This window comes from Burkholderia sp. MSMB1459WGS (genome assembly GCF_001534535.1).
Lineage (GTDB): Bacteria > Pseudomonadota > Gammaproteobacteria > Burkholderiales > Burkholderiaceae > Burkholderia.
On sequence record NZ_LPMU01000003.1, the window covers coordinates 129486 to 154246 of the forward strand.

The 24761-nt window shown below is 69.3% G+C and carries 25 protein-coding genes; 15 read left to right on the forward strand and 10 right to left on the reverse strand.

Annotation, left to right across the window (positions count from 1 at the left end; translation table 11 throughout):
- Window position 1 precedes the first annotated feature (1 nt).
- Window positions 2–979: an NAD-dependent epimerase/dehydratase family protein gene (locus WT97_RS01395; protein ID WP_060352670.1), complete on the forward strand. Its 978-nt coding sequence runs from the start codon at window positions 2–4 to the stop codon at window positions 977–979.
- Between the two features lie 352 nt (window positions 980–1331).
- On the opposite strand, the gene WT97_RS01400 is transcribed toward WT97_RS01395, so the two are convergent.
- The 5 genes from WT97_RS01400 to WT97_RS01420 all read right to left on the reverse strand — a co-directional run bounded on the left by WT97_RS01400 (window position 1332) and on the right by WT97_RS01420 (window position 6178).
- Window positions 1332–2033: a DUF2848 domain-containing protein gene (locus WT97_RS01400; protein ID WP_060352671.1), complete on the reverse strand. Its 702-nt coding sequence runs from the start codon at window positions 2031–2033 to the stop codon at window positions 1332–1334.
- 49 nt (window positions 2034–2082) lie between these two features.
- Window positions 2083–3390, reverse strand: coding sequence for an MFS transporter (locus tag WT97_RS01405; protein ID WP_373557127.1), 1308 nt, complete (start codon window positions 3388–3390; stop codon window positions 2083–2085).
- Between the two features lie 69 nt (window positions 3391–3459).
- A complete protein-coding gene (locus WT97_RS01410) occupies window positions 3460–4149 on the reverse strand; it encodes a DUF4286 family protein (RefSeq protein WP_059502700.1) in 690 nt (229 codons plus the stop codon).
- Between the two features lie 99 nt (window positions 4150–4248).
- The gene (locus tag WT97_RS01415; protein ID WP_060352672.1) at window positions 4249–5286 is read right to left on the reverse strand and encodes a LysR family transcriptional regulator; all 1038 of its coding nucleotides are present in this window, start codon (window positions 5284–5286) and stop codon (window positions 4249–4251) included.
- Between the two features lie 100 nt (window positions 5287–5386).
- Window positions 5387–6178 carry an SDR family NAD(P)-dependent oxidoreductase gene (locus tag WT97_RS01420; protein WP_059789124.1) on the reverse strand — a complete coding sequence of 264 codons (792 nt, stop codon included), beginning with the start codon at window positions 6176–6178 and terminating at the stop codon, window positions 5387–5389.
- Between the two features lie 401 nt (window positions 6179–6579).
- Here WT97_RS01420 and WT97_RS01425 point away from each other — a divergent pair, with 401 nt between their 5' ends.
- From WT97_RS01425 to WT97_RS01475, 11 genes are all read left to right on the forward strand, one after another.
- Window positions 6580–7458 (forward strand): neutral zinc metallopeptidase, encoded by an 879-nt coding sequence (locus tag WT97_RS01425; RefSeq protein WP_059502704.1) that lies wholly within the window; start codon window positions 6580–6582, stop codon window positions 7456–7458.
- Window positions 7459–7621: 163 nt separating this feature from the next.
- Complete coding sequence (locus tag WT97_RS01430; RefSeq protein ID WP_060352673.1) at window positions 7622–8356, forward strand: helix-turn-helix transcriptional regulator; 735 nt, start codon at window positions 7622–7624, stop codon at window positions 8354–8356.
- A gap of 216 nt (window positions 8357–8572) precedes the next feature.
- Window positions 8573–10075, forward strand: a complete 1503-nt coding sequence (locus tag WT97_RS01435) for an aldehyde dehydrogenase family protein (RefSeq protein ID WP_060352674.1) — start codon at window positions 8573–8575, stop codon at window positions 10073–10075.
- A gap of 67 nt (window positions 10076–10142) precedes the next feature.
- Window positions 10143–11483 carry an aspartate aminotransferase family protein gene (locus WT97_RS01440; RefSeq protein WP_059502710.1) on the forward strand — a complete coding sequence of 447 codons (1341 nt, stop codon included), beginning with the start codon at window positions 10143–10145 and terminating at the stop codon, window positions 11481–11483.
- A gap of 237 nt (window positions 11484–11720) precedes the next feature.
- Window positions 11721–13223 carry an APC family permease gene (locus WT97_RS01445; RefSeq protein ID WP_059502712.1) on the forward strand — a complete coding sequence of 501 codons (1503 nt, stop codon included), beginning with the start codon at window positions 11721–11723 and terminating at the stop codon, window positions 13221–13223.
- On the forward strand, window positions 13220–13819 hold the full coding sequence (locus tag WT97_RS01450; RefSeq protein WP_060352675.1) for a DUF3156 family protein: 600 nt from the start codon (window positions 13220–13222) through the stop codon (window positions 13817–13819). The genes WT97_RS01445 and WT97_RS01450 overlap by 4 nt, the downstream gene beginning before the upstream one ends.
- A 70-nt stretch (window positions 13820–13889) precedes the next feature.
- Window positions 13890–14828, forward strand: coding sequence for a helix-turn-helix domain-containing protein (locus tag WT97_RS01455; RefSeq protein WP_060352676.1), 939 nt, complete (start codon window positions 13890–13892; stop codon window positions 14826–14828).
- 161 nt (window positions 14829–14989) lie between these two features.
- Entirely contained in the window at window positions 14990–16198 is a 1209-nt protein-coding gene (locus WT97_RS01460; RefSeq protein WP_060352677.1) for a porin, read from the forward strand.
- 271 nt (window positions 16199–16469) lie between these two features.
- Window positions 16470–17708: an ABC transporter substrate-binding protein gene (locus WT97_RS01465; protein WP_059502718.1), complete on the forward strand. Its 1239-nt coding sequence runs from the start codon at window positions 16470–16472 to the stop codon at window positions 17706–17708.
- Between the two features lie 34 nt (window positions 17709–17742).
- Window positions 17743–18612: a carbohydrate ABC transporter permease gene (locus WT97_RS01470; protein WP_060352678.1), complete on the forward strand. Its 870-nt coding sequence runs from the start codon at window positions 17743–17745 to the stop codon at window positions 18610–18612.
- Window positions 18609–19469, forward strand: coding sequence for a carbohydrate ABC transporter permease (locus WT97_RS01475; RefSeq protein ID WP_060352679.1), 861 nt, complete (start codon window positions 18609–18611; stop codon window positions 19467–19469). Before WT97_RS01470 ends, WT97_RS01475 begins: the two co-directional genes overlap by 4 nt.
- Before the next feature lie 32 nt (window positions 19470–19501).
- Here WT97_RS01475 and WT97_RS01480 read toward each other — a convergent pair whose 3' ends face one another.
- The gene (locus WT97_RS01480; protein WP_060352680.1) at window positions 19502–20524 is read right to left on the reverse strand and encodes a LacI family DNA-binding transcriptional regulator; all 1023 of its coding nucleotides are present in this window, start codon (window positions 20522–20524) and stop codon (window positions 19502–19504) included.
- Between the two features lie 6 nt (window positions 20525–20530).
- On the opposite strand from WT97_RS01480, the gene WT97_RS01485 reads away from it, so the two are divergent.
- On the forward strand, window positions 20531–21451 hold the full coding sequence (locus tag WT97_RS01485; protein ID WP_156440188.1) for a phosphatidylinositol-specific phospholipase C: 921 nt from the start codon (window positions 20531–20533) through the stop codon (window positions 21449–21451).
- On the opposite strand, the gene WT97_RS34810 is transcribed toward WT97_RS01485, so the two are convergent.
- Window positions 21452–21652, reverse strand: coding sequence for a hypothetical protein (locus tag WT97_RS34810; protein ID WP_257128439.1), 201 nt, complete (start codon window positions 21650–21652; stop codon window positions 21452–21454). It abuts the gene before it with no gap.
- Between the two features lie 76 nt (window positions 21653–21728).
- Here WT97_RS34810 and WT97_RS34815 point away from each other — a divergent pair, with 76 nt between their 5' ends.
- On the forward strand, window positions 21729–21953 hold the full coding sequence (locus tag WT97_RS34815; RefSeq protein WP_257127304.1) for a hypothetical protein: 225 nt from the start codon (window positions 21729–21731) through the stop codon (window positions 21951–21953).
- 65 nt (window positions 21954–22018) lie between these two features.
- Here the strand turns inward: WT97_RS34815 and WT97_RS01495 are convergent, their stop codons facing one another.
- Window positions 22019–22630 (reverse strand): LysE family translocator, encoded by a 612-nt coding sequence (locus WT97_RS01495; protein WP_059502726.1) that lies wholly within the window; start codon window positions 22628–22630, stop codon window positions 22019–22021.
- Window positions 22631–22716: 86 nt separating this feature from the next.
- Between WT97_RS01495 and WT97_RS01500 the strand changes: the two genes are divergently transcribed.
- Window positions 22717–23244: a GNAT family N-acetyltransferase gene (locus tag WT97_RS01500; protein WP_060352681.1), complete on the forward strand. Its 528-nt coding sequence runs from the start codon at window positions 22717–22719 to the stop codon at window positions 23242–23244.
- 18 nt (window positions 23245–23262) lie between these two features.
- On the opposite strand, the gene WT97_RS01505 is transcribed toward WT97_RS01500, so the two are convergent.
- Both WT97_RS01505 and WT97_RS01510 read right to left on the reverse strand, forming a co-directional pair.
- Window positions 23263–24324: an alkene reductase gene (locus WT97_RS01505; protein ID WP_059502729.1), complete on the reverse strand. Its 1062-nt coding sequence runs from the start codon at window positions 24322–24324 to the stop codon at window positions 23263–23265.
- 81 nt (window positions 24325–24405) lie between these two features.
- Window positions 24406–24714 carry a helix-turn-helix transcriptional regulator gene (locus WT97_RS01510; protein ID WP_011547377.1) on the reverse strand — a complete coding sequence of 103 codons (309 nt, stop codon included), beginning with the start codon at window positions 24712–24714 and terminating at the stop codon, window positions 24406–24408.
- Between the last annotated feature and the right edge of the window lie 47 nt (window positions 24715–24761).

Sequence of the window (24761 nt, forward strand, 5' to 3'; positions counted from 1 at the left end):
AATGGCGAAGAACGCAGGCGGGACGCAACGGCTGGCACTCGTGCTCGGCGCGAGCGGCGGAATCGGCGGGGAAGTCGCGCGGCAGTTGCGCGATGCGGGCTGGCAGGTGCGTGCGCTCAAGCGCGGGCTCGCTGCCGAGGCCGTGGAGCGCGACGGCATCGCGTGGGTGCGCGGCGACGCGCTGGATCGCGATGCGGTGGTGCGCGCCGCACGCGGTTGCAGCGTGATCGTGCATGCGGTGAACCCGCCCGGATACCGGAACTGGGCCACGCAGGTGTTGCCGATGATCGACAACACGATCGCGGCGGCCCGGGCCGCGCAGGCGACCGTCGTGCTGCCGGGCACGGTCTACAACTTCGGCGCCGATGCGTTTCCGGTGCTGCGGGAAGATGCGCCGCAGCATCCGGCGACCCGCAAGGGCGCGATCCGCGTCGAGCTGGAGCGGCGGCTGCAGGACGCCAGCACGCGCGGCGTGCGGGCAATCGTCGTGCGCGCCGGCGATTTCTTCGGGCCGCAGCTCGGCAACAGCTGGTTTTCCCAGGGGTTGGTCAAGCCCGGGCGGCCCGTCGCGGCCATCCGCGTGCCGAGCCGCGGCGTCGGCCATCAGTGGTCGTATGTGCCGGACGTGGCCCGCGTGATGGTCGAGCTGATCGAGCGGCGCGAGACGCTGGAGCCGTTCGCGCGATTTCATCTGGGCGGGCATTGGGATGAAGACGGCATGCAGATGGCGCAGGCCGTGCAACGCGTCGCGCAGCGGCACGGCATGAGGCCGGCGCTGCGCGATTTCCCGTGGTGGCTCGTGTGGGTAGCCGCGCCGTTCGTCACGACGCTGCGCGAATTGCTCGAGATGCGTTACCTGTGGCGCGAACCGGTCCGGATGGACAACGCGCGCGTGACCGCGGTGCTCGGCCGCGAGCCGGTGACGCCGCTCGATACCGCGGTGGAGGCGACGCTGGCGGGGCTCGGGTGTCTCGGGTGAGCACGGGCGGGCAGCCCGGGCTGCGCCCGCGCACGGAAACGCGTCACGGCGAACCGGAGAACGCACGGGGCCACAATTCTCCACATACCCGCGTGCGTCCGATGCGCATCATGTCGGTCAGTACCGATAAGGCGAGAACGGGGGCGCGATGGGGTATTGCGGATGGAAAATGTCGGTTGCGGGGGCAATCGTGTTCGCACTGAGCGGGTGTGCGAACCTGGCCGGTGTGCTGTACTGCGGCAATTCGCAGTTCAACTTTCCGGACTACCACTGCTTCGAGTCGTACAGGTAGGAACGGGCGCGTCGACTGAACACCGTCGTGCCCGTGTTCCGTGCGATGTTCCGCTCGCCGTTACGCCACGACCGGCAACACCTCGACTGCATACAGGTGTCGCAAGCTGCGTCCGAGCACCGGATCGTGCAACTCCATCTCGAATGCGTCGCCGTCGTCCATCGCCGCGATCGCGCCGTGCACGGCGACCGTGCCGCCGTACATCGCGCAGCGTGCGGGCATCGTGCGGCGATCGTCGAACCGCTGCCACAGCACGTCGGGCGCGAGCAGGCCGCTGACCGCGCCGTGCTGGTACGCCACCCGTTCGCCATCGCGCGCAATCAGCCACGAACGCATCTCGAGCGTATCCCAGTGATCGGCGACATCCGCATAACGCCAAGCGTCGCGGCCGAGCGGCTTCGCGCACACCTGCTTCGACACGGCGACGCCGTACGCTTCGACTTCGCGATCCGTGTGATCGGAGCCGACCGTGACCAGCGTGCCGGCCGGGCTGTCGACCAGCACGCATTCGATTTCGCCGCCCGAGCGCGCGCCGAGCACGCCGATCGACGGCGCCTGCGTGAGCAGCGCGGACGACACGCGATAGAAGCACGGCGTGGTCGACGGCGGTGCGACGCCGAGCGCCGCGAGTTCATCGATGTGCGCGCGGATCGCGGCCGGGTCGCGGCCGGCCCAGCCGGCGATCACGACGCGTTCGACGTCGGCGTCGACGGCGGCTGGCGTGCCTTGCGGGGAAATCACGTTGAACGACAGGGTTGGCATGCGGCTATCCGTTTGAAGTGCGAAGGAATGAATCGGCTGGCGGCTGCGCTCAATCCTCGAGCGGCCGGTGCGCGGTCTCGCGCGCGGCGACGAGTGCGATCGACGTGACGACGAGCGCGGCGGCGACGTACAGCGACACGGCCGTCGTCGTGCCCGTCTGCCGGAACAACGTGGCGATCACGAGCGGCGCGAAGCCGCCGCCGACGATGCCGGCGAGCGTGTACGCGAGCGACGCGCCGGCATAGCGCACGCGCGTCGGGAACTGTTCGGTCACGAACGCGCCTTGCGGGCCGTACATCACCGCATGGATCACGAGGCCGATCGCGACGGCCGCGACGATCGCCGCGGGGCGGGCCGAATCGAGCAGCGCGAAGAACGCGAACGCCCACACGATGCCGGCGAGCGCGCCGGCGAGATACACGGGCCGGCGGCCGAAGCGGTCCGACAGCGCACCGAAGAACGGCACCGCGAGCGCGTTGCAGGCCGTGCCGATCATCACGGCCGTCAGCGCGACAGGGCGTGACAGGTGCAGCACGGTCGTCACGTAGGTCAGCGTGAACACGACGATCAGCGCATACAGCACGTCCGAGCCGATCCGCGAGCCGCCCGCGATCAGCAGGCGTTTCCAGTGGTACTTCAGCACGTCGGCGACGGGCACGTCGGCGGTCGCGTGCGATTCGGCGAGCTGCTCGAACTGCGGCGTTTCGTCGACGCCGCGCCGCAGCCAGAATCCGAACACGACGAGCAGCGCGCTGGCCGCGAACGGCAGGCGCCAGCCCCACGACAGGAACGTGTCGGACGTGGTGGACAGTGTGACGAGCGCGATGCAGCCGGTGCCGAGCAGCGTGCCGAACGACGGGCCGATCTGTGTCCACGAGGCGGACAGCCCGCGCCGTTTCTGGTCGCCGTGCTCGACCGAGAGCAGCACCGCGCCGGCCCATTCGCCGCCGAGCGCGACGCCCTGCACGAAACGCAGCGCGACGAGCAGGATCGGGCTCAGGATGCCGGCCTGCGCGTAGGTCGGCAGCGCGCCCATCAGCGCGGTCGTCACGCCCATCAGCACGAGCGTGAGCATCAGCACCGCGCGGCGGCCGATGCGGTCGCCGAGGTTGCCGAACACGAAGCCGCCGAGCGGACGCGACACGTAGCCGACCGCATAGGTCGAGAACGCGAGGATCGTGCCGGCCAGCGGATCGACCGACGGAAAGAACAGATGGTTGAAAACGAGCGCGGCGAGCGTGTTGTAGATCGTGAAGTCGTACCACTCGAGCGACGTGCCGATCATGCTCGCGGTCGCGAGTCGGCTGTTGCGGACACGGCGGGGCGCGTGGGCGGCGGGCTGGACGAGAGTGCTCATGGTATCGGGCAGGTCGTGACGGATGACGGGATGAAGCGCGGGGCCGGCGTGGGCGTCGGCGTCGAGCGTTCAGGCAGGCAGGGCGGCAGCGGCGGCCGCGTCGGCTCCGGTGTCGCGTCGCCGGGCAGGCAGCGGCGCGGCGGCGCGCCACAGCAGGTCGAAGGTGCGCACGTCGTCGTGCCCGGCGAGCGTCGCCGCCACGCGCCGCGTGGCCGCCGCGTCGCTGCCTTCGATCAGCACGAGCGCATCGGCGGCCGGGCGGGCGGCCGCCGCGGCGCCGATCGGCGCGGACAGGTCCGGCGACGTGCGGAAGAGCCGCGCGGCGTGGATGCCCGGTTCGTGCAGCGCGGCGTCGAAGCGCTCGCGCAGGTGCGGCACGTCGATGCGGTCCGGCGGCAACACGAACAGCGCGAGATGCGCGCCTTCGCCGTCACCGGCCTCGATCGTCAGCTCGCCGACGCGCCGCTGCGTGCCCGTCATGCGCTCGAAGTTCGCCAGCGACCACGCGGTCTGCTGCGTGAACGCGCGCCGGTACGCGTCGCCGCGGAACACGTCGAGCGCGTCCGTCACGTACAGCGCGAGGTATCGGCGCGGGCCGCCGTCGGTCGCCCGAAACCGTCGCGCATGCGTGAAGCCGGGAATCGCGACACGCTCCTGCATGTGCTCGCGGTCGTACCACGCGTTGAAATCGGCTTCGTGCGTGGGGTCGATATCTGTCCAGACGCAAAGCTGGCCGTGCGGAAGGGAAAGGCGGGTCATCGCGTGGGTCCTCGTGACGGGGGTGTCAGGAACCTCAGTGTCCCGAAGGCGGGCCGCGCCCGTCCAACAAGAAAACAAATTCGCGGTGAACAGGTTTTCTTATGAGCGGCGCGGGCGGCGTTTCGCGGCGGGTGTGGCAGGCGATGCGGCCTTCGCCGTGCGCTTCGTTTTCGCCGACGTGTTCGTCTTCGTCCCGGTTGCCTTGCGCGTGGGCGCTGCGTCGACGCGATCGGGGGCGGCCGGCTTCGCGAGGTTCGCGGCGGCAGCCGTCGGGCGCGCGACTTCGCTCGCGAGTTCCGCGATGCGCGCGGCGACCGGCAGCCCCTGGCTGCGGTACGTCGCGACGAGCGGCAGCGCCGGGAACTCGGGCTCGACGTCGAGCAGTTCGAGCGTGCCTTCGTGCAGTTCGCGCCCGATGATCGCGGGCGGCAGCGCGGCCACGCCGAAGCCGTCCGCGACGAGGCGGATCATCGCGGCGACCGACGTGATGCAGTTGATGCTGGCCGGCCGTTCGACGGCTGCGAACAGCCGCTCGATCGTCGCGTGCGGCCCCGAGTGGCGTGAGAAGCTGATGATCGGAAACCCGGCCAGGCGCGCGACGTCGAGCGGCTGGCCGCCGAGCCCGAGGCGCGGGCTCGCGGCCCAGCGCACCGGGAATTCGCACAGCGGCAGGTTCGTGAAGTCCGGCCCCGGCACCGGGTCGGTCTGCAGAATCAGGTCGACGCCGTCGGTGCTGAGCAGCCGGATCAGATGCAGCGTCGTGTCGCTGGTGATCTCGACGTCGAGGCGCGGATAGCGCTCGCGCAGTTGCGCCATCAGCGCGGGGAACCAGCTGTGCACGATCGATTCGATCACGCCGATCCGGATCAGGCCCGCATCGCTCGCCGCGTCGATGTCGCGCCGCATTTCGCCGTCGAGCCGCACGATCCGCTCCGCGTAGGCCAGCATGCGCCGGCCCGCGGGAGTGAGCGTGGCCGAGCGCGTGTTGCGGTCGAACAGGCGCACGTCGAACGCCTCCTCGAGCGATGCGATGCGGCTCGACACGGCGGCCTGCGTCGTGTGCAGTTTCTCGGCCGTGAGCCGGAAGTTTTCCAGCTTCGCGAGCCAGACGAAGGTTTCCAGAAACCGGATGTTCATCGCATTCCGAACGGTGAGGCGGTGCCGCGCCAGGCGGCGGATCCGGACGATGTTAATGGATTCGGGCGCGGGCCGGCGCGTGCGACGCCTTCCGGTGGCGTCAAAGCCGGTCGAACGCGAGCGTCGGCACGTCGACGCTCGTCGCGCCCCCGTCCGCGACGAGCGTCGCGCCGGTCACGAACGATGCGTCCGGCGACGCCAGGAATGCGCAGACGGCCGCGATCTCGTCGGGTTCGGCCGCGCGCCGCAGCGGCACGTCGGCGCTGACGCGGGCGTACGCCTCGTCGAGCGAATCGCCGTGCGCGGCCATCAGCGGTGCCATTTCCGCATCGGCCATCGGCGTGCGGACCCAGCCTGGGCAGACGGCGTTCGCCCGCACGCCGTGCGGGCCGTAGTCGCGTGCGAGCGATCGCGCCAGCCCGAGCAGCGCGTGCTTGCCGACCGTGTAGCCGCATACGCCCGGCCCGGCCGCGAGCGCCGCGATCGACGCGACCAGCACGATATTGCCGCGCTGCGCGATCAGGTCGGGCAGGCACGCGCGCGCGCTGACGAATGCGGTGTCGAGGTTCGCGCGCATCGCGTCGCGCCACTGCGCGTCGTCGGTTTCGTCAGCACGGCCGACACCGTGGCCGCCTGCGCATGCGACGAGCGCATCGACGCGGCCGAAGCGCTCGGCGATGCGCGGCAGGAAGCCGGCCCAGTCGGCGGTGCCGGCGGCGTCGCCCGCGAGCGCGAGGCCGCCCGTTTCGGCAGCCAGCGCGTCGAGGGGGGCCTGGCGGCGCCCGATCAGCACGACGCGGTCGCCGCGACGGGCGAAGCGGCGCGCGCACGCGGCGCCGATGCCGGTGCCTGCGCCGGTGATCGCGATCGTGCGGGCGGGCGGTTGCGTCATGTCGTTCTCCGGAAAAGGGGCGGTCCGGCCACTTTATGCGGCGCGGGCGCGCCCCGGTATCCGCCGAAAGGATGAATGCGGGCTGTCCGGACGGCCGGGCGCGGCGGCCGTCGCGCATTTTGCAAAGGCTGACGATGTTCGCCGCCGAATCGCTCTATCCTCCACATTTTTGCGATAAGCCGCGAAAGCCCGGCAAAATAGCGCGGGCGTGCGCGCGCAGTGGCGCGGCGCGTCGGTCGGCCGGTTCCGTCGTACGAATCGGGCGGCAGGCGGAATCGGCGCGAGCGGGCGTCCGCGGCACAGGTATCGCGTCCGCCGACGGCTCGTGCCGCCACGGCGTATCGCCCGGTTGCGCGCTGGCGCGGCCGGACCATCGACAAAAGAACAGGGAGGGGCCGGCAATGAGGCTGGACGACGAAAGAGAAAGCGTCAACGTCGAGGATCGACGCGGCGCCGGCGGGTTCGGCGGCGGGCGCGCGACGATCGGCATCGGCACGATCGTGGTTGCGCTCGCCGCATCGTATTTCTTCGGCATCGACCCGCGCGTCGTGCTCGAAGGCGCGTCGGCGCTGCAGGGCCGCCAGCAGCAGGCGCAGCCCGCGCCGACCCAGCACCAGGGCGCACCGGCCAACGATCCCGGCGCGGTGTTCACGCGCAAGGTGCTCGGCAATATCGAACGCACGTGGACGGGCGTGTTCAACACGCAACTGCACGCGCAGTACGAACCGCCGAAGCTCGTGATGTTCACGAACTCGACGCCGACCGCGTGCGGCACCGGCCAGACCGCGATGGGGCCGTTCTACTGCCCGGGCGACCGCAACGTGTATATCGATCTCGGCTTCTACGACGAGCTGCGCAAGCGTTTCGGCGCGGGCGGCGATTTCGCGCAGGCCTATGTGATCGCGCACGAAGTCGGCCATCACGTGCAGAACCTGCTCGGCATCGCCGACAAGGTCGACGCCGCGCGCCGGCGGTCGAGCCAGGCGCGCGCGAATGCGCTGTCGGTGCGCATGGAGCTGCAGGCCGACTGCTTTGCCGGCGTGTGGGCGAACAACGCGCAGCGCGCGAACCAGCGGCTGATGGAGCCGGGCGATTTCGAGCAGGGGCTGAAGGCCGCCGCGGCGATCGGCGACGACCGGCTGCAGCAGCAAGGGCAGGGCTACGTCGTGCCCGAAAGCTTCACGCACGGCACCAGCGAGCAGCGCGTGTACTGGCTGCGGCGCGGGATGGAGTCGGGTGAGGTGAGCGCCTGCGACACGTTCGCCGCGAACGCACGCTGAAACGACGCGCGCGCACCGTCGCGCGCCGATATCGTCCCGGTTGAACCGGCCGCCGCGGCCGGGCCGGGACGATTTGCCGATTTGTGCTCACCGGCGCTTTTCGGCGCCGGTAGGCTGGCCCGACCGTCGAGATTCGATGCGTTCGCCTGCCGGCCGATTTCCCATGCCCATCTTGTCCGTTTCCCCCGACCACGCCCGCGCCGACTGGCAACGCGCGCTGGGCGCGTGCGTGGATGCGTTCGACGCGTTCGCGAGCCCGTCGGCGATCGTGTTCTACCGGCTCGACCGGAGCGGCGAGCCGGCCGATTTCGAGCTGTTCGGGATGCCGGAATCGATGCATCGCACCTATGTTGCCCGCTACCGGATGCTCGATCCGCTCCATCCGTCGCGCTGCGCGGCGGGCGAATGCGCGGTCGTCACACTCGCGTCCCAACTGCCCGACGAGCGACGTGATGCCTCCGCGTACTGGACCCGTTTTCTGCGGCGCCACGACGTGGCCGACGTCGTCGAGATCTGGCTGCGCGATGCGGGCCGGACGGTGGGCGCATTCTCGCTGCTGCGCTTCGGCATTGGCGACGCGAACGGCAGCGGCAGCGGCAGCTCCGGCCGGTTCGCACCGGGCGAGATCGACGCGCTCGCGCGGCTGCAGCCGCTCGCCGAAGCCGCGCTGAGCCCGCTGCTGCGCGCGCGGCGCGGCATCCGCCGGATCGGCTGCGAAGAACGCCTGACCTACCGCGAGGAGCAGATCGCGCGGCTCGTGCGCGACGGCCGCTCGAACAAGGAGATCGCACGCGATCTCGCGCTCGGGCAACCGACGATCAAGACGCACCTGATGCGCATGTACCGCAAGCTCGGCGTATCGAACCGCACCGAGCTGGTCGGGGCGCTATTCCTGTAATCGTTCCGCGCGCGGGCAGCCCTGCCCGCGGCGATATCGAGCCGGGTTACGGCTCCGCTCCGCCCGTGCGTCGCCGCAGGGACGAACTTGCCCCTCCCGGCGTCCCACGCGCTGCCAATTTGCGCTCACCGGGCGCGATTCCCCGTCGATACAGTGGTCCGACGCACGCGTGCCTCACCGGCACGCGATCCAGCCACGACCATCAACGAGACGCCCATGAGCAACACGAACTTCGTCGCCGTCAGCGACACCGTGCGCACCTTCGTCGCGCGCGATTTCGGCCTCTTCATCGACGGTGCAATGCAGCCCGCGCACGCGGTCGCGCGGCTCAACGTGTACGACCCGGCCACGGGCGAGCGGCTCGCGACCGTCGCCGATGCGGACGCACACGACGTCGACCGCGCGGTCGCGAGCGCGAAACACGCATTCGACGCGCGCGTCTGGAGCGGGCTGCGGCCGGCCGACCGCGAACGCATCCTGCTGAAACTCGCAGACCTGATCGAAGCCGACGCCGAAACGCTCGCGCAACTCGAAACGCTGAACCAGGGCAAGTCGATTCACGTGTCGCGCGCGATCGAGGTCGGCGCGAGCGTCGAATACGTGCGCTACATGGCCGGCTGGGCGACCAAGATCACCGGCCAGACGCTCGACGTGTCGATCCCGTTCCCGCCCGGCGCGCGCTATACGGCCTATACGCGCAAGGAGCCCGTGGGCGTGGTCGCCGCGATCGTGCCGTGGAATTTCCCGCTGATGATCGCGGTGTGGAAGCTGATTCCCGCGCTCGCGGCCGGCTGCACGATCGTGCTGAAGCCGTCGCCGGAAACGCCGCTCACCGCGCTGCGCCTGGCCGAACTCGCGCTTGACGCCGGCGTGCCGCCCGGCGTGTTCAACGTGGTCACGGGCGGGCGCGTCTGCGGTGCGGCGCTCGCGAGCCATCCGTCGATCGCGAAGATCTCGTTCACCGGGTCGACCGCGACCGGCAAGCTGGTCGGCGCGGCGGCCGTGCAGAACATGACGCGCTTCTCGCTCGAACTCGGCGGCAAGAACCCGATCGTGATGCTCGACGACGTCGACGTCGCGCAGGCGCTCGACGGCGTGGCCGCCGGCGCGTTCTTCAACCAGGGGCAGGTATGCGCGGCCGCGTCGCGCATCTACGTGCATCGCAGCAAGTTCGCGCCGCTCGCGGAGGGCCTCGCGGGCGTCGCGCAGTCGATGAAGCTCGGCGCGGGCCTCGACACCACCGCGCAGATCAACCCGCTGGTCTCCGCGCACCATCGCGACAAGGTCGTCGAGCACATCGAAGGCGCGCGCCGCGCGGGCCTCACGTTCCTCGCGGGCGGCACGCCGGCCGACGATCTGCCCGGCTATTACGTGAAGCCGGCCGTGATTGCCGATCCGCATCCGGACAGCGCGATCGTGCGCGACGAGGTATTCGGCCCGGTGATCGTCGTCGTGCCGTTCGACGACGCGGCCGACGCGGTGCGCCTCGCGAACGCGTCGCCGTACGGCCTCGCCGCGAGCATCTGGAGCAACGACCTGAAACGCGTGATGCACCTGGTGCCGCAGATCGAGGCCGGCACCGTGTGGGTGAACTGCCATATCCCGCTCGATCCGTCGATGCCGTTCGGCGGCTACAAGCAATCGGGCATCGGCCGCGAATTCGGCCAGTACGCGATCGAAGGCTTCACCGAAACCAAATCCGTCTGCATCGCGCACTGACGCGCGGCGCTCGAACCCGAACGAATCCGAACGAACCGATTCAACCGATCCGACCATGGAGACTGCAATGAGCTACAACGAAGCGAAATTCTGGCATCCGATGCTGCACCCGAACGAAATGAAACAGCGCAAGCCGATCCGTATCGTGCGCGGCGACGGCTGCTACGTGTTCGACGAGGAGGGGCGCAAGCTCGTCGACGGCGTCGCGGGCCTGTGGAACGTGAACGTCGGCCACAACCGCCAGGAAGTGAAGGACGCGATCGTGCGTCAGCTCGACGAGCTCGAATACTTCCAGCTGTTCGACGGTATTTCGCATCCGCGGGCCGAGGAGCTGTCGAAGAAGCTGATCGACATGCTCGAACCGGAAGGGATGCGCCGCGTGCTGTACAGCTCGGGCGGCTCCGATTCGATCGAGACCGCGCTGAAGATCGCCCGCCAGTACTGGAAGGTGCGCGGCCAGGCCGATCGCACGAAGTTCATCTCGCTGAAGCAGGGCTATCACGGCACGCATTTCGGCGGCGCGTCGGTGAACGGCAACACGGTGTTTCGCCGCAACTACGAACCGAACCTGCCCGGCTGCTTCCACGTCGAGACGCCGTGGCCGTACCGCAACCCGTTCACGCAGGACCCGGACGAACTCGGCCGGATCTGCGCGGAAATGCTCGAGCGCGAGATCCAGTTCCAGAGCCCGGACACCGTCGCCGCGTTCATCGCGGAGCCGATCCAGGGCGCGGGCGGCGTGATCGTGCCGCCGGCCAATTACTGGCCGCTGGTGCGCGAGGTGTGCGACCGCTACGGCGTGCTGCTGATCGCCGACGAAGTCGTGACGGGCTTCGGCCGCAGCGGCAGCCTGTTCGGCAGCCGCGGCTGGGGTGTGCGCCCGGACATCATGTGCCTCGCGAAGGGGATTTCGTCGGGCTACGTGCCGCTTGGCGCGACGGTCGTGAACGCGCGGATCGAGGATGCGTTCGCCGCGAATGCCGATTTCGGCGGGGCGATCATGCACGGTTACACGTACGCCGGCCACCCGGTTGCATGCGCGGCCGCGATCGCGAGCCTCGACATCGTCGTGAAGGAAGATCTGCCGGCGAACGCGGCGAAGCAGGGCGCGTACCTGCTCGAAGCGCTGCAGCCGTTCGCGGAGCGCTTCGCGGCAGTCGGCGAGGCGCGCGGCAAGGGGCTGATGCTCGCACTCGATCTCGTCGCGAACAAGGACACGCGCGAGCCGATCGATCCGTTGTCGGGCTATGCGAACGCGGTCGCGGAAGTCGCGCGCGAAAACGGCGTGCTGGTGCGTCCGGTCGGCACGAAGATCATCCTGTCGCCGCCGCTCGTGATCCAGCGCGAACAGCTCGACCGGATCGTCGATGCGCTCGCGGCCGGCTTCGAGGCCGTACCGTTCGCATGACGGCGTGACCGCACGACGGCAAACCCGCGGCGGAGGGTAAACGCCATCGCGGGTTTGCCGATTTGCGCTATGACCGGATTATTTTGCCTGCGTATTTTTTCGACATCGGATCACGCCGTGATCGACAAGGGTCCCGGGTCTCGTCGTGCTGAAGCACCGCCCGGGGCCGACCGCAGAGCATCCGGCCCCGGCCGCCGCCGAAGCGCCGGCTCGGGCCAACCTACGAAGGAGACAACGATGTCGGGATGGTCGGGAATGACCGGCGCCGCGGGCGATACGTCCGCCGGCTTGCCGGCTGAAGCGGGCGGCGGCGCCGCATTGAAGGCCGGTGCGGTCGGTTTCCCGACCGCGCTGGCGAGCGCCGTCGGCCTCATCATGGCGAGCCCGGTGATCCTCACCGCGACGTCGGGCTTCGGGATGGGCGGCTGGGCGTTCGCGGTCGCGATGATCGTTGCGTTCGTGATGATGCAGGCGCAGGCGACCACGTTCTCCGAAGCCGCCGCGATGCTGCCGACGGCCGGCTCGGTTTACGATTACCTGTCGTGCGGGCTCGGCCGCTTCTGGGCGATCACCGGCACGATTTCCGCGTATTTCCTCGTGCACGTGTTCGCCGGCACGGCGGAGACGATCCTGAGCGGCATCATGGCGCTCGTGAACTTCGAGTCGCTGAACGCCGCGTTCGAGAAGCACAACAGTTCATGGCTCGTCGGCGTCGGCCTCGTGGTCACGTTCGCGATCACCAACATCGTCGGCATCAAGGTATTCAGCAAGCTCGAGATCGTGCTGACGGCCGGCATGTGGCTGTCGCTGATGATCTTCGGGATCCTCGGGCTTGCGGCCGCGCCGGCCGTGCATCTCGACGGCTGGTTCGGCGGCTCGGCCGTCGGCACGTCGATCCCGGCCGTGCTGTCGCTGGTCGGGATGGCGATGTTCATGTTCGTCGGCTGCGAGTTCGTCACGCCGCTCGCGCCGGAAATGAAGGCGCCGGGCCGCACGATCCCGCGCGCGATGGCGCTCGGCCTCGTCGGCGTCGCGATCTGCATGTTCCTGTACGGCGCGGCGATCCGCCGCCAGGTCGCGAACGTGCCGGTGAGCCCCGACGGCCTCACACACCTGCTCGACACGCCGGGCGCGATTCCCGCTTTCGCGCTGCAGGTGCTCGGGCCATTCGGCCGCGTGTGGTTCGGCATCGCGTTCCTGTGCGCGGGCGCCGCGACGATCAACACGCTGATGGCCGGGCTGCCGCGCATTCTGTACGGGATGGCGATCGACGGCGCGCTGCCGCGCTGCTTCGCGTACCTGCATCCGCGTTTCAAGACGCCGGTAGTCGGCATCGTCGCGTCGGCGGTCGTGCCGATCTTCCATGCGTGGCTGATCAACGGCAATCTCGACAGCATCCTGCATCTCGTGCTTGCCGCGACCTGCGCGTGGGGCACCGCGTACCTGCTCGTCACCGCATCGGTCGTGATGCTGCGTATCCGCCGCCCGGACCTGCCGCGGCCGTACCGTTCGCCGCTGTTCCCGCTGCCGCAGATCGTGTCGAGCGTCGGTATCGTGCTTGCGATCTGGTACATCACGCCGCCCGGGATGAACCCGCGCGACATCTACGTGCCGTTCGGCGCGATGCTGGGGCTCACCGCGCTGTACGCGCTGTTCTGGACGCTCGTCGTGCAGCGCCGGCATCCGTTCAAGCCGGTGCCGGTCGAGGACGTGCTGCGCAACGAGCACGTCGCGCCGTGAAGGCCGTACTCGCCCGATGGCGCGCGGCGGCCGATGCGCCGCCGCCCGGTCACCGCTCCGGCGCGATCGCCGCGCGCGTGCTCGCCGATCTGCGGGCCGTGCGCGATGCCGGCGGCGGCGTTGGCGGCGTCGGTGGTGTCACGGCGCGGCTGTCGAACGGCGTGCGCGTGAGCATCGACGAGCGCGTCGAGCGCCAGTTCTTGATGCATACGGTCGGCGTGAAGGTGACGGCGGCCGCCGACGGCCCGGCCGCGCGGGGCAGCGCGCGCGTGCGGCAGACCGGCTGGCTGCGTCGAACCGGCATCGAGGCGGCGCCCGCGCCCGGATGCGACCCGCGCTTCGTCGACACGCTGGCCGCATTGATCGCCGAGCCGGCGCTGGCCGACGCGCTGCGGCCGCTGCACCTGACCGACTGCGCGATCGACGCGCGCGACGGCCGCTGGACGCTCGCGATCGTGCCGTTCGGCGGCAGCGAGGTCGTGAACCGGATGCCGTCGTTTCGCCGCTATGTCAGGCTGATCGACGAGCAGGCCGCGGCGCTGTCGGCGGCCTGTCTCGCGTTCGAAACCGTACTACGCAGGATTTTGCGAGGGTAAGCTATGGCGATGCGTGCCGCGCGAACCCGGCGGCCGCGTCCAGCACCCCAGGGTTTTACCGGAGACGCCGATGCTGTTCCAGTCACGCTCACACGAAGACGTGCACGATCACGGGCTCGCGATCGCGGGCTGGCATCAGGTCTATCGTCAGATGACGCCGGGCCGCTTCAAGGGCACCGTCACGCAGGTGCTGTACGACGATTTCCACTTCTTCCGCGAGACGACCAACCGGCGTGTCGCGCAAACGGGGCTCGCGCCGCTCGGGCGCACGTCGCTCGCGGTGCCGCTGTCCGTGCCGCTCGCGGGTACGTTCCAGGGGCAGCCGGTCGACGGCTATGCGCTGCTCGCGCTGCGCGCCGGCGAGGATTTCGAATTCCACACGCCGGAAGGGATGGGGCTCGTCGGGATCAGCGCGGCGTCCGACATGGTCGACGAGCTGTGCGAAGCCGAATTCGGTGCGGCTGCTGCGCGCAGGCTGCGGCACGTGACGCGGCTGTCCGATGCGCAGGGCGTCGCGCTCGGCATGCGGTTGTCGGCGCTGATCGACGATGCCCAGCGCAACCCGGGCTGCCTCGAATATGCGGCCACCCGCAAGATGTTTCGCGACGCGATGCTCGGCATGTTTCTCGATGCACTCGAACAGGGCATCGGCGTCGAGCGCCGCGACATCACGCACGCCACCTACAGCGATATCGTGAGCCGCTGCGAGAAGCATCTGCGCGAGCGGCCCGAAGAACCCGTCACCGTGCTCGAACTGTGCCGCGCGCTGCGCTGCAGCCGCCGCACGCTGCAAACGAGCTTTCAGCGCGTGGCGGACGTCACGCCGGTCGGCTACCTGCGCACGATCCGGCTGAACGCGGTGCGTCGCCTGCTGCGCACGACGCCGTTGCAGCAGCTCGGCGTCGGCGAAGCCGCCGCGAGCTGGGGCTTCACGCATCTCGGCTATTTCGCGCGCGAGTATCGCGACCTGTTCGGCGAGTTGCCGTCGCAAACCTTGCGGCCCGAGTGACGTCCTCCTGCCGCGACGGCGCCGTCGTGCGTCGCCCGTCCTCGTCACCGTTTGCTGATTTGGGATAGGGGTCCGGAATTTTCGCTGGATAAAGTCCTGCCACCCATATCGACAACACCATCGGTTCGCAGTGCAAATCGATGAACATGGAGGGGCGGGACATGAAGAACGGACGACGACTGGCCGCGGCCGCGGTCATGCTGGGTTGCGTGCACGCGCACGCGCAAACCTCGGGGAGCGTGACGCTGTACGGCACCGTGGACACCGGCATCATCTATTCGACCAACCAGCAGTTCACGCGCGCCGACGGCAGCACGGGCGGCGGCCATGCGTGGCAGATGGGCGGCGGCAACCTCGTGCCGTCCCGCTTCGGCTTCCAGGGCGCCGAGCCGCTCGGCGGCGGCCTCGATGCGGTATTTACGCTCGAGCAGCAGTTCCTGTCGGCGAGCGGGCAGGCGCTGCAGGGCGGCACCGCATTCAGCCGGCAGGCATGGGTCGGGCTGCGCCAGGACGGGATCGGCACGCTCGGCCTCGGCCGGCAATACGACTCGTACACCGACATGCTCGGCGCGTACGTGTCGAGCAACAACTGGGCGACGCCGTACGGCTCGCATCTCGGCGACGTCGACAACCTCAATGCCGCCTTCAACTTCAACAACGCGGTGAAATTCACCAGCGCCGATTTCAACGGGCTCACGTTCGGCGGCACGTTCAGCTTCGGTGGGCAGGCCGGCGATTTTTCCGCGAAGCGCGGCTATGCGGTGGCCGCGACGTACACCCGTGCGCCGGTGGCGTTCTCGCTCGGCTATCTCGACCTGCATCAGCCGCTCGACGCGGCGCTCGGCGGCGCGAGCGGCTATATCGGCGATTTCGCGTGCGGCAACCCGGGCGCGATGTATTGCCTGCTGCAGGATGCCGGCTCGATGCGCGCGTTCGGCGCGGGCGGATCGCTCACGTTCGGCGCGGCGACGGTCGCGCTGACCTACACGCATACGCGCCTGGGCGACAGCCGCTATTCCTCGACCGCCGCACAGCCGCGCACGCAGGCGTTCACGTTCGACGTCGGCGAGCTGAACGTCACGTACATGTTCACGCCGGCGCTGCAAGGCGGCGTCGCGTACATCTTCAACGCCGCGCATACGGACGGGCGCGGTACGACGCGGTTCCACCAGATCAACCTCGGCACGAACTACAGCCTGTCGAAGCGCACGGCGCTGTATGCGGTCGCGATCGGGCAAATCGCGAGCGGCACGGGGCTCGGCACCGACGCGAACGGCAACGCGGCGAACTATGCGCAGATTCCGGTGCTCGCGAACAGCAATTCGAGCCGGCAGCTGGCGGTGCTGGCCGGGATTCGCGTGAACTTCTGACGGCTGCTGCTGCGGGCATGAGGTGGCCGGCCGGGCGCGCATGGCGTGCCTGGCTGACCTCCGGGCCGTCGTCGCGTCACGGCACGATCGATACGGCCGGCGCGAGCGGTACGACGACAAATGCCGCGCACCGGCATTCGCCGCATGCCACAAATTCTTAACGATCGGCGTGAACAATGGCGTTCGCATCAGGCGGCCAGCCGCGTCCCCCGCGTTGCACACGTGTGCAACGCCTGGCCGTCCCGCCACCACGCCGAACGAGAGAGACCTCATGACCTTGCCGAGCCGCCTGCGCGCGCTGTCCGTCGCCCTTGCGCTGTCCTTCGCCGCCATGCACGCCGTGGCCGCCGATCTCGTCATCGCGGGCCGCGACGACATCTACGGCAAAGGGCTGACCGACGCCGTCGCCGGCTTCAACAAGCTGCATCCGGGCACCGAGATCGAACTGCTCAAGCTGCCGAACGCGAACCTGTACCAGAAGCTCAAGCTGTCGATGCGCGAAGGCACGGGCGCCTACGACCTCGTGATGATGGACGACACGTGGGCGCCCGAATTCATCGGCAACGGCTGGCTGAAGCCGCTGCCCGCGTCGCTTGCGGACGCCGATCTCGTGCCGTCCGCCGTCGCGCTCGGCCGCAATGCGGCCGGTGCGCTGTACGCGCTGCCGATCGTTGGCAACGTCGAGATGTTCGCGTACCGCAAGGATCTGCTCGCGAAGTACAAGCTGCAGCCGCCGCGCAACTGGGACGACGTGCTGAAGATCGCGCAGACCGTCGGTGGCGCGGACAAGAGCGTGTCGGGCGTCGTGTTCCGCGGCACGAAAGGCAACCCGGTCGTCACGGGGTTCCTGCCGATCCTGTGGGCGTACGGCGGCGACGTGTTCGACCATGCCGGCAACGTGACGATCGATTCGCGCGAAGCGCAGGCTGCACTGAAGACGTTCCTCGCGCTGAAGGCGTTCGCGCCGAAGGACGTCGACGTGTACGGCGCGGCCGAAGTGCGCGATGCATTGCAGCGCGGCACGGCCGCGCAGTCGATCGAGGTATGGCCGGCGTGGGTGCCGGCGCTCGACGATCCGAAGCAGTCGCGCGTGGTCGGGCAGATCGCGCTGCAGCCGCCGCCGGGGCAGACCGCAGGCCCGGCGCCGATGCTCGGCATCTGGCAGATGGGCATTCCGAAGGACGCGCCGCACGCGAAGCTCGCGCAGGACTTCCTCGCTTACCTGAGCGCGCGCGATACGCAGACGCGCCTCGCCGGCATCGGCATTCCGCCGACTCGCCGCAGCGTCTTCAACGATCCGGCGCTGGTGCGCCAGTACCGCTGGTATCCCGATCAACTGAAGGCGCTCGAGGCTGGCCGCGCACGGCCGCGCGTGAAGGACTGGCAGCAGGTCGAGAGCATTCTCGGCGATCAGTTACAGCTCGCGTTGACGGGGCAGGCAGCGCCCGATGCCGCGCTGCGCCAGGCGCAGCAGAAGATCGCGCAGGCGACGGTCGCGGCCGGCAAGTGAGCGCGCCCGTCGATCCGCTGGCCGGGCGTTCCGCATGAAAGCGTTCGGCCGCGGCCTGCCGTTCGTCGCGCTGCTCGGGCCGGCGCTGCTGGTGCTCGCCGCGCTTGCGCTGTATCCGGTCGCGCAGGTGCTGATCGACTCGTTCTGCCGGGTCGATTACTCGGCCGGCCGCCGCGCGTTCGCGGGGCTCGCGAACTATCGCGCGGTGCTCGGCGACGATGCGTTTACGGCCGGCTTCGGCAACACGCTGCGCTTCACGCTCGTCGCGTCGCTCGCCGAAGTCGCGCTGGGCTTCGGTCTCGCGCTGCTGTTCGTGCGCGCGTTTCCGGGGCGGCGCATCGCGCTGCCGCTCGCGATCCTGCCGATGATGCTGTCCACGCTCGTGTGCTCGGCGATCTGGCGCAACTGGCTGAACTTCGACGGTTTCCTCAACGCGCTGCTCGCGGCGTTCGGCATCGACGGCGTGCGCTGGCTGTCCGATCCGCACCTCGCGCTGTGGTCGCTCGCACTCGTCGACGTGTGGCAGTGGACGCCGATGGCGTTCCTGATCGTGCTGGCCGGGCTGCAGTCGATTCCGCAGGAACTGTACGAAGCCGCACGCACCGACGGCGCGAGCGAGTGGCAGTGCCTGCGCGACATCACGCTGCCGCTCGCGGCGCCGCAGATCGGCCTTGCGCTGCTGCTGCGATCGATCGACACGTTCAAGCTGTTCGACAAGGTCTATGCACTGACGGGCGGCGGCCCCGGCAATGCGACGCAGACGCTGTCGACCTATATCTACGACACGGGCTTCCGCTTCTTCAACGTCGGGCCGGCGAGTGCCGCGTCGGTGCTGATGCTCGCGGCGTCCGCGCTGCTGGTCTCGGGGTACGTATGGCAGACGGTTCGCAAGCGGCGCGCATGACGACGCAATCGGCGGGCATCTCGTGCGCACGGACGGGCGCCGTATTCGGTCACGCGGTGCCGTGGGCGCTGCGCATCGTCGCACTCGCGCTGTTGCTGCTGCCGTGCCTGTGGATGGCCGGCGCGGCCTTCATGCCGACCCTCGAACGCCTCGATCATCCGTTGCGGATCTGGCCGGCCGCGCCGACCGTCGAGCATTTTTCATCGGTGTGGTCCAACGGCGTCGGCGCGCCGCTCGCCAATTCGCTGCTGGTCGGCTTCGGCACGACGCTGCTCGCGCTGGCGCTCGCGTTTCCGGCCGCGTATGCACTCGTGCGGCTGCGATTTCCGGCGCGGCTCGATCTGCTGTTCCTGGTGCTCGTGCTGGCGTTGAAGCTGATGCCGCCGATCACGATCGCGGTGCCGCTGTTCGCGCTCGCGAAGCGGCTGCACCTGCTCGATTCGACGCTCGGCCTGACGCTCGCGTACCAGATCTACGCGTTGCCGATGGCGATCTGGATGCTGCTCGCGTTCGTGCGCGACGTGCCGGTCGAATACGAGGAAGCGGCGTGCATCGATGGCGCGGGGCTCGCCCGGCGGCTCGTGCAGATCGTGTTGCCGCTGTGCGCGCCGGGGCTGATTGCGACCGCGATCTTCGTGTTCATCGCGGCCTGGAACGAATTCCTGATCGCGCTGCTGTTCGTGTCGACGCCGAGCCGCTTCACGCTGCCGCTCGCGATTGCCGGCTACGTGACGGAGAACGGCATCGACTGGGGCGACCTGATGAGCGCGGGGCTGATGGCGTCGCTGCCCACGCTCGCCGTGGCCGGCTACGTGCAGCGCTACCTGTTGCGCGGGTTCGCGGGCGGGTTGAAGTGACGCGCGGCGTGGCCGCGCCCGGTCCCGCGCCGTCACGCGCAACTGTCCCGCACCACCTGCGTGACCGGTACGACGCACGTGCGCGACGGGCCGTCGAACGTCTGCATCCGGTCGGCGAGCAGGTCGATCGCCGCGTGCGCGAGGCCGTGCGTGTCCTGCCGCAGCGTCGTCAGCCCATACGCATCGTATGCGGCGGCGGGGATGTCGTCGAAGCCGATCACGCGAAGGTCGTCCGGCACGCGCAAGCCGAATTCGCGGCGCGCGACGTCGATCACGCCGAGTGCGAGCAGGTCGGACGAGCAGAACACGCCGTCGGGCCGCTCGCCGGCCGCGAACAGTTGCCGCGCGGCGTCGATGCCGCTGGCGTGGGTGTCGGACGGCGTGTCGAGCACGCGTACGAGCGTCGCGTCGAACGCGTCGCGTTGCCCGATCGCCTGTTCGAACGCCGCGGCGCGCGACCGCGCGCTGTAGCTCGCGCTGCGCGGCCCGACGAACGCGAGCCGGCGCGCGCCGGCCCGCACGAGCCGCTGCGCGGCGTGGACGGCGCCCGCCGCGTTGTCGCTGACGATCACGTCCGCGCCCGGCAGATTCGCTTCGCGGTTGATCATCACGACCGGAATCCGGTGTTCGAGATACTGCTGCGCGACCGACAGCGGCGGCGATGCGGACGTCATCACGAGGCCCGCGATCCGGTAGCGGAGCAGTTGTTCGAGCGATTGCCGGACCTGGCGCGGATCTTCCGCATTGGTCACGATCGGCGTGAGCGCGCGCTGCCCGAGCGCGGCCATCAGGTCCGACAGCAGCCGCGCGCGGAACGGGTTCTCGAACCCGGCCGTCACGACGCCGATCATGCTGCTGCGCTGCGTGATCATGTCGCGCGCGATCAGGTTGACCTGGTAGCCCAGCGCACGCGCGGCGACCATCACCCGTTCGCGCGTTTGCGGTGCGATGCTTGCCGTCGGCGAGAACGCGCGCGACACCGCGGAGCGCGACACGCCGGCCCGCGCCGCGACATCCGAGGCCGTCACCCACGGTTTTCTTTCCTTGTCATTCATCGATTCATGATTCCTTCGCGCCACGATACGTGCATGCCGCCTGCCGACTGGATGTCGGCGCTCGACGACGCGCGGCTGCTGCATACGCTGACCCTACCGGGCAGCCATGACACCTGTGCGTATACGGTCGACGATCCGCTGGTGCGCACGCAGCGTGCGCCGCTCGACGCGCAGCTCGCGCATGGCGTGCGGCTGCTCGACATCCGCTGCCGGCACGTGCGCGACGCGTTCGACATCCATCACGGCGGCATCGCGCTCGGCATGACGTTCGACGACGTGCTGGCAACCTGTACGCGCTTTCTCGATGCGCATCCTCGCGAATGCATCGTGATGTCGGTGAAGGACGAGTGGCCGGCGCATGCGTGCACGCGCGGTTTCGATGCGACGTTCGACGCGCATCGCGCGCGGCATCCGCGGCTGCGCTGGCATGCCGGCGGCACGCTGCCGACGCTCGGCGACGTGCGCGGCGCGGTCGTGCTGTTGCGGCGCTTTCGCAGCGGCCGGCCGCTCGGTATCGACTTGACCGCGTGGTCCGACAACGCGACGTTTACGATCGATCATCCGGACGGCGCATTCGTGATCCAGGACGAATATCGCGTGCCGGTGGCAGCGTCGATCGCATGGAAGTGGCGCGCGATCGACGCACTGCTGACGCACCTGCCGCTGCCGGACAGCGGCCGCTGGGCGCTCAGTTTCTGCAGCGGAACGGGGATGGGGGCGAATCCGTCGGTAGTCGCATTCGGCGATGGCCGGGTGCAGGGGATTCATGCGCGACTGGCCGAGCGCTTGCGCGAGCAGCGCGGCCCGTACGGCGCGGTGCTGCTCGATTTCTGCGACGACGGCGACTGGGCGCTGGTGCGTGCGCTGATCGAATGCAACGATCGCGCGCCTGAGCAGGGCGGCTGGCGCAAGGCGTTTCGCTGCTAGTCAGCGAAGATTCGCGTTGAAGAACGCGAGTGCCTTGGCGTCGAGCGTTTCGTGGAATGTGGCGCGATCGAATCCCTTTGCGTCGGTGCAGATCTCGGGTGCGCTGCGTGCGAGCCGTTCGGAACACGGCGACAGAAACGCGAAATGGGCGGAATGCGGCACGACGTGGAATTCCGGCCGTTGCGGCAGCAGGGCAGCCACTTCGGAGATCGTTTGCGGCTCGACACCGCCGCCGCCCGATGCGGACGCCCACGGACGCCCACAGCTGGATCGGCGCATGCACGTCCTTCAGCATGTCGACGGTCGGAAACATGTCGAACGGATCGGCGAGCACGTAGGCCTTGATGCGCGGATCGTGCGTCAGCGGCGCCTTCGGCAGGTCGCCAGCACGGATCTGCTTCGCACGCAACTCGGGGCCGGTTGCATCGGCGGGGATCCGGACGAACTCGACACCGGCCGCGTGCGCAACCGTGGCGCACAGGCAGAGCAGGACAGCCGATAGCCAGGTTTTCATGTCGATTCCCGAGGCGACGAAGAAGGGAACCGCGCTGCGCGCCCGACGGCGGCTTACCGCGTCGCGATCGCCACCGCCGCGCCGGCCATCGCGGTCGCGCTCGTGCGGTTCGCGATCCGCTTTGCGCGTGCCGACGTGAGCAACGCACGCGCACGCGAAGCGAGCAGCGACCAGAAGCAGTCGGCGAGAATCAGGATGGCGAACATCGTGCCGACGAGCTCGGCCCACGCGACGACACCGACATGCGTCAGATCGACGATCGTCGGCAGCAGTGCAAGATAGAACAGCATGATCTTCGGGTTGCCGAGCGTGACCAGCATACCGGCCACGAACATGCGCCACGGCGACTGGCCGGTCGGCAGCTCGTCCGTGCCCGCCGACGTGGGCGCGGTCCACATTTTCCACGCAAGGAACAGCAGGTACGCGACGCCGAGCAGCTTGAGCACGATCAGGCCCGTCGCGAACGTGCGCACGAACGCGGACAGCCCCGCGACCGCGAGCGTGAGCCACAGCGCTTCGCCGAGCCACATCGCGGCGAGGAACGGCAGCACGTCGCGCACGCCGTTCGTCAGCACGCGTGCAACGAGCGCGGCAACGCTCGGGCCGGGCGTGCCGGCGGTGACGAGCAACGCGAAGGCGAAGACGGCGAGGGCGGACAACGTCATGGCAAGCCTCCTGGGTAGGCGTTCGAAACGTCTGAAGTTTCGATTATAGTGACGGCCGTTCCAGACTGTCTGCCTGAATCGCCGTCATGCCTGCATCGATCCTGATTCGTCCCGCCACGCGGGAAGACGCGGCCGCGATGGCCGCCGTGGAAGTCGCCGCCGCGCAGCGATTTCGCGCGATCGGCATGGCCGATATCGCCGACGGTGAGCCGACCGATGCGGCCGCCGTGCGCGTGCGGATCGACGACGGTCGCGCGTACGTCGCGGTCGATCCGCAAGGCACGTGCGTCGGATTCGCGTTCTACCGGCTGCTCGATGCGCAGCGGCTGTATCTGGAGGAACTGGACGTCGCGCCGTCGCATGCCGGACAGCGGATCGGCGCACGTCTCATCGAACAGGTGATGGTGCGCGCGGCGCGGGAGCACGTCGAGCAGGTGGTGCTGTCGACGTTCCGCGACGCGCCGTGGAATGCGCCTTACTACGCGCGCCTCGGTTTCCGGATCGTCGACGATGCGGCGCTCGACGACGCGCTGCGCGCGATTCGCGCGCACCACGTCGCGCTCGGTCTCGACGAAACGCGGCGCGTGTTCATGCGCGCCGACGTGCACGCCTGAACCCGCACCGTTCTGCCGTCAGGCCGCGTCGCTCAGCGCCGGGTAGTCGGTGTAGCCCGTTTCGCCTTCCGCGTAGAACGTCTCCGGCACCGGCGTGTTGAGCGGCGCACCGATTTCGAGGCGGCGCGGCAGGTCCGGGTTCGCGATGAACAGCTTGCCCCAGGCGATCGCATCGGCGCTGCCGTTCGCGAGCGCGGCCTGCGCGGTATCGAGCGTGAACTGCTCGTTCGCGATCAGCGGGCCGCCGAACGCCTCCTTCAGGCGCGGGCTCAACTCGTCGCCCGAATACGATTCGCGCGTGAAGATGAACGCGATCCTGCGGCGGCCGAGTTCGCGCGCGACATAGCCGAACGTTGCCGCCGGATCGGAGTCGCCCATCGTATGCGCGTCGCCGCGCGGTGCGAGGTGCACGCCGACCCGGCCGGCGCCCCACACGTCGATCGCCGCGTCGACCACTTCGAGCAGCAGGCGGGCGCGATTCTCGATCGGGCCGCCGTATGCATCGGTGCGGCGATTGGTGCTGTCCTGCAGGAACTGGTCGAGCAGGTAGCCGTTCGCGCCGTGAATCTCCACGCCGTCGAAGCCGGCTGCCTTCGCATTTTCGGCGCCCTTGCGGTACGCGGCGACGATGCCCGGAATTTCGTCGAGTTCGAGCGCGCGCGGCGTCACGTACGGGCGCTGCGGGCGCACGAGGCTCACGTGGCCGCCCGCGGCGATCGCGCTCGGCGCGACCGGCAGATCGCCGTTCAGGAACATCGGATCGGAGATCCGGCCGACGTGCCAGAGCTGCAGCACGATGCGCCCGCCAGCCGCATGCACGGCCTGCGTGATCTGCTTCCAGCCTTCGACCTGCTCGTCGGACCAGATGCCGGGCGTGTCGGCATAGCCGACGCCTTGCGGCGTGACCGACGTCGCTTCGGTAATGATCAGGCCGGCCGACGCGCGCTCGGCGTAGTAGCGCGCCATCAGCGCGTTCGGCACGCGCGCCGCGCCCGCACGGGAGCGGGTGAGCGGCGCCATCACGATGCGGTTCGGCAGGGTCAGCTCGCCGAGGGTAACGGGATCGAACAACGTGGGCATGGCAGATAACCTCTTACGAAAGGCGGGAAAGCCGCCGCGTCGTGTGCGACGGCGCCCCCGCATGGCCGGTTCGGCCGTTGGCTAGAGTTCGCGGCGCAGAGCGTCGAGAAATGCGTCGATGACGGCCTCGTTGCGCTGGAAGAACGCCCATTGGCCGATCCGCGTCGACGTCACGAGCCCCGCGCGCTGCAGCGTGGCGAGGTGGGCGGACACGGTCGACTGCGACAGCCCGCAGCGCGCGTCGATCTGGCCCGCGCAGACGCCGTGTTCGTACGGCAGCGTCTGTTGCGGAAAATGCTCGCCGGGCGTTTTCAGCCAGACGAGGATCTCCCGGCGCACGGGGTTCGAGAGCGCTTTCAGGATCGCGTCGATGTCGAGTTCGGTCGGCATGGAAAGGCTGGGCGTGTCGATCAGGCAACGGGTATCGTCGATGAACG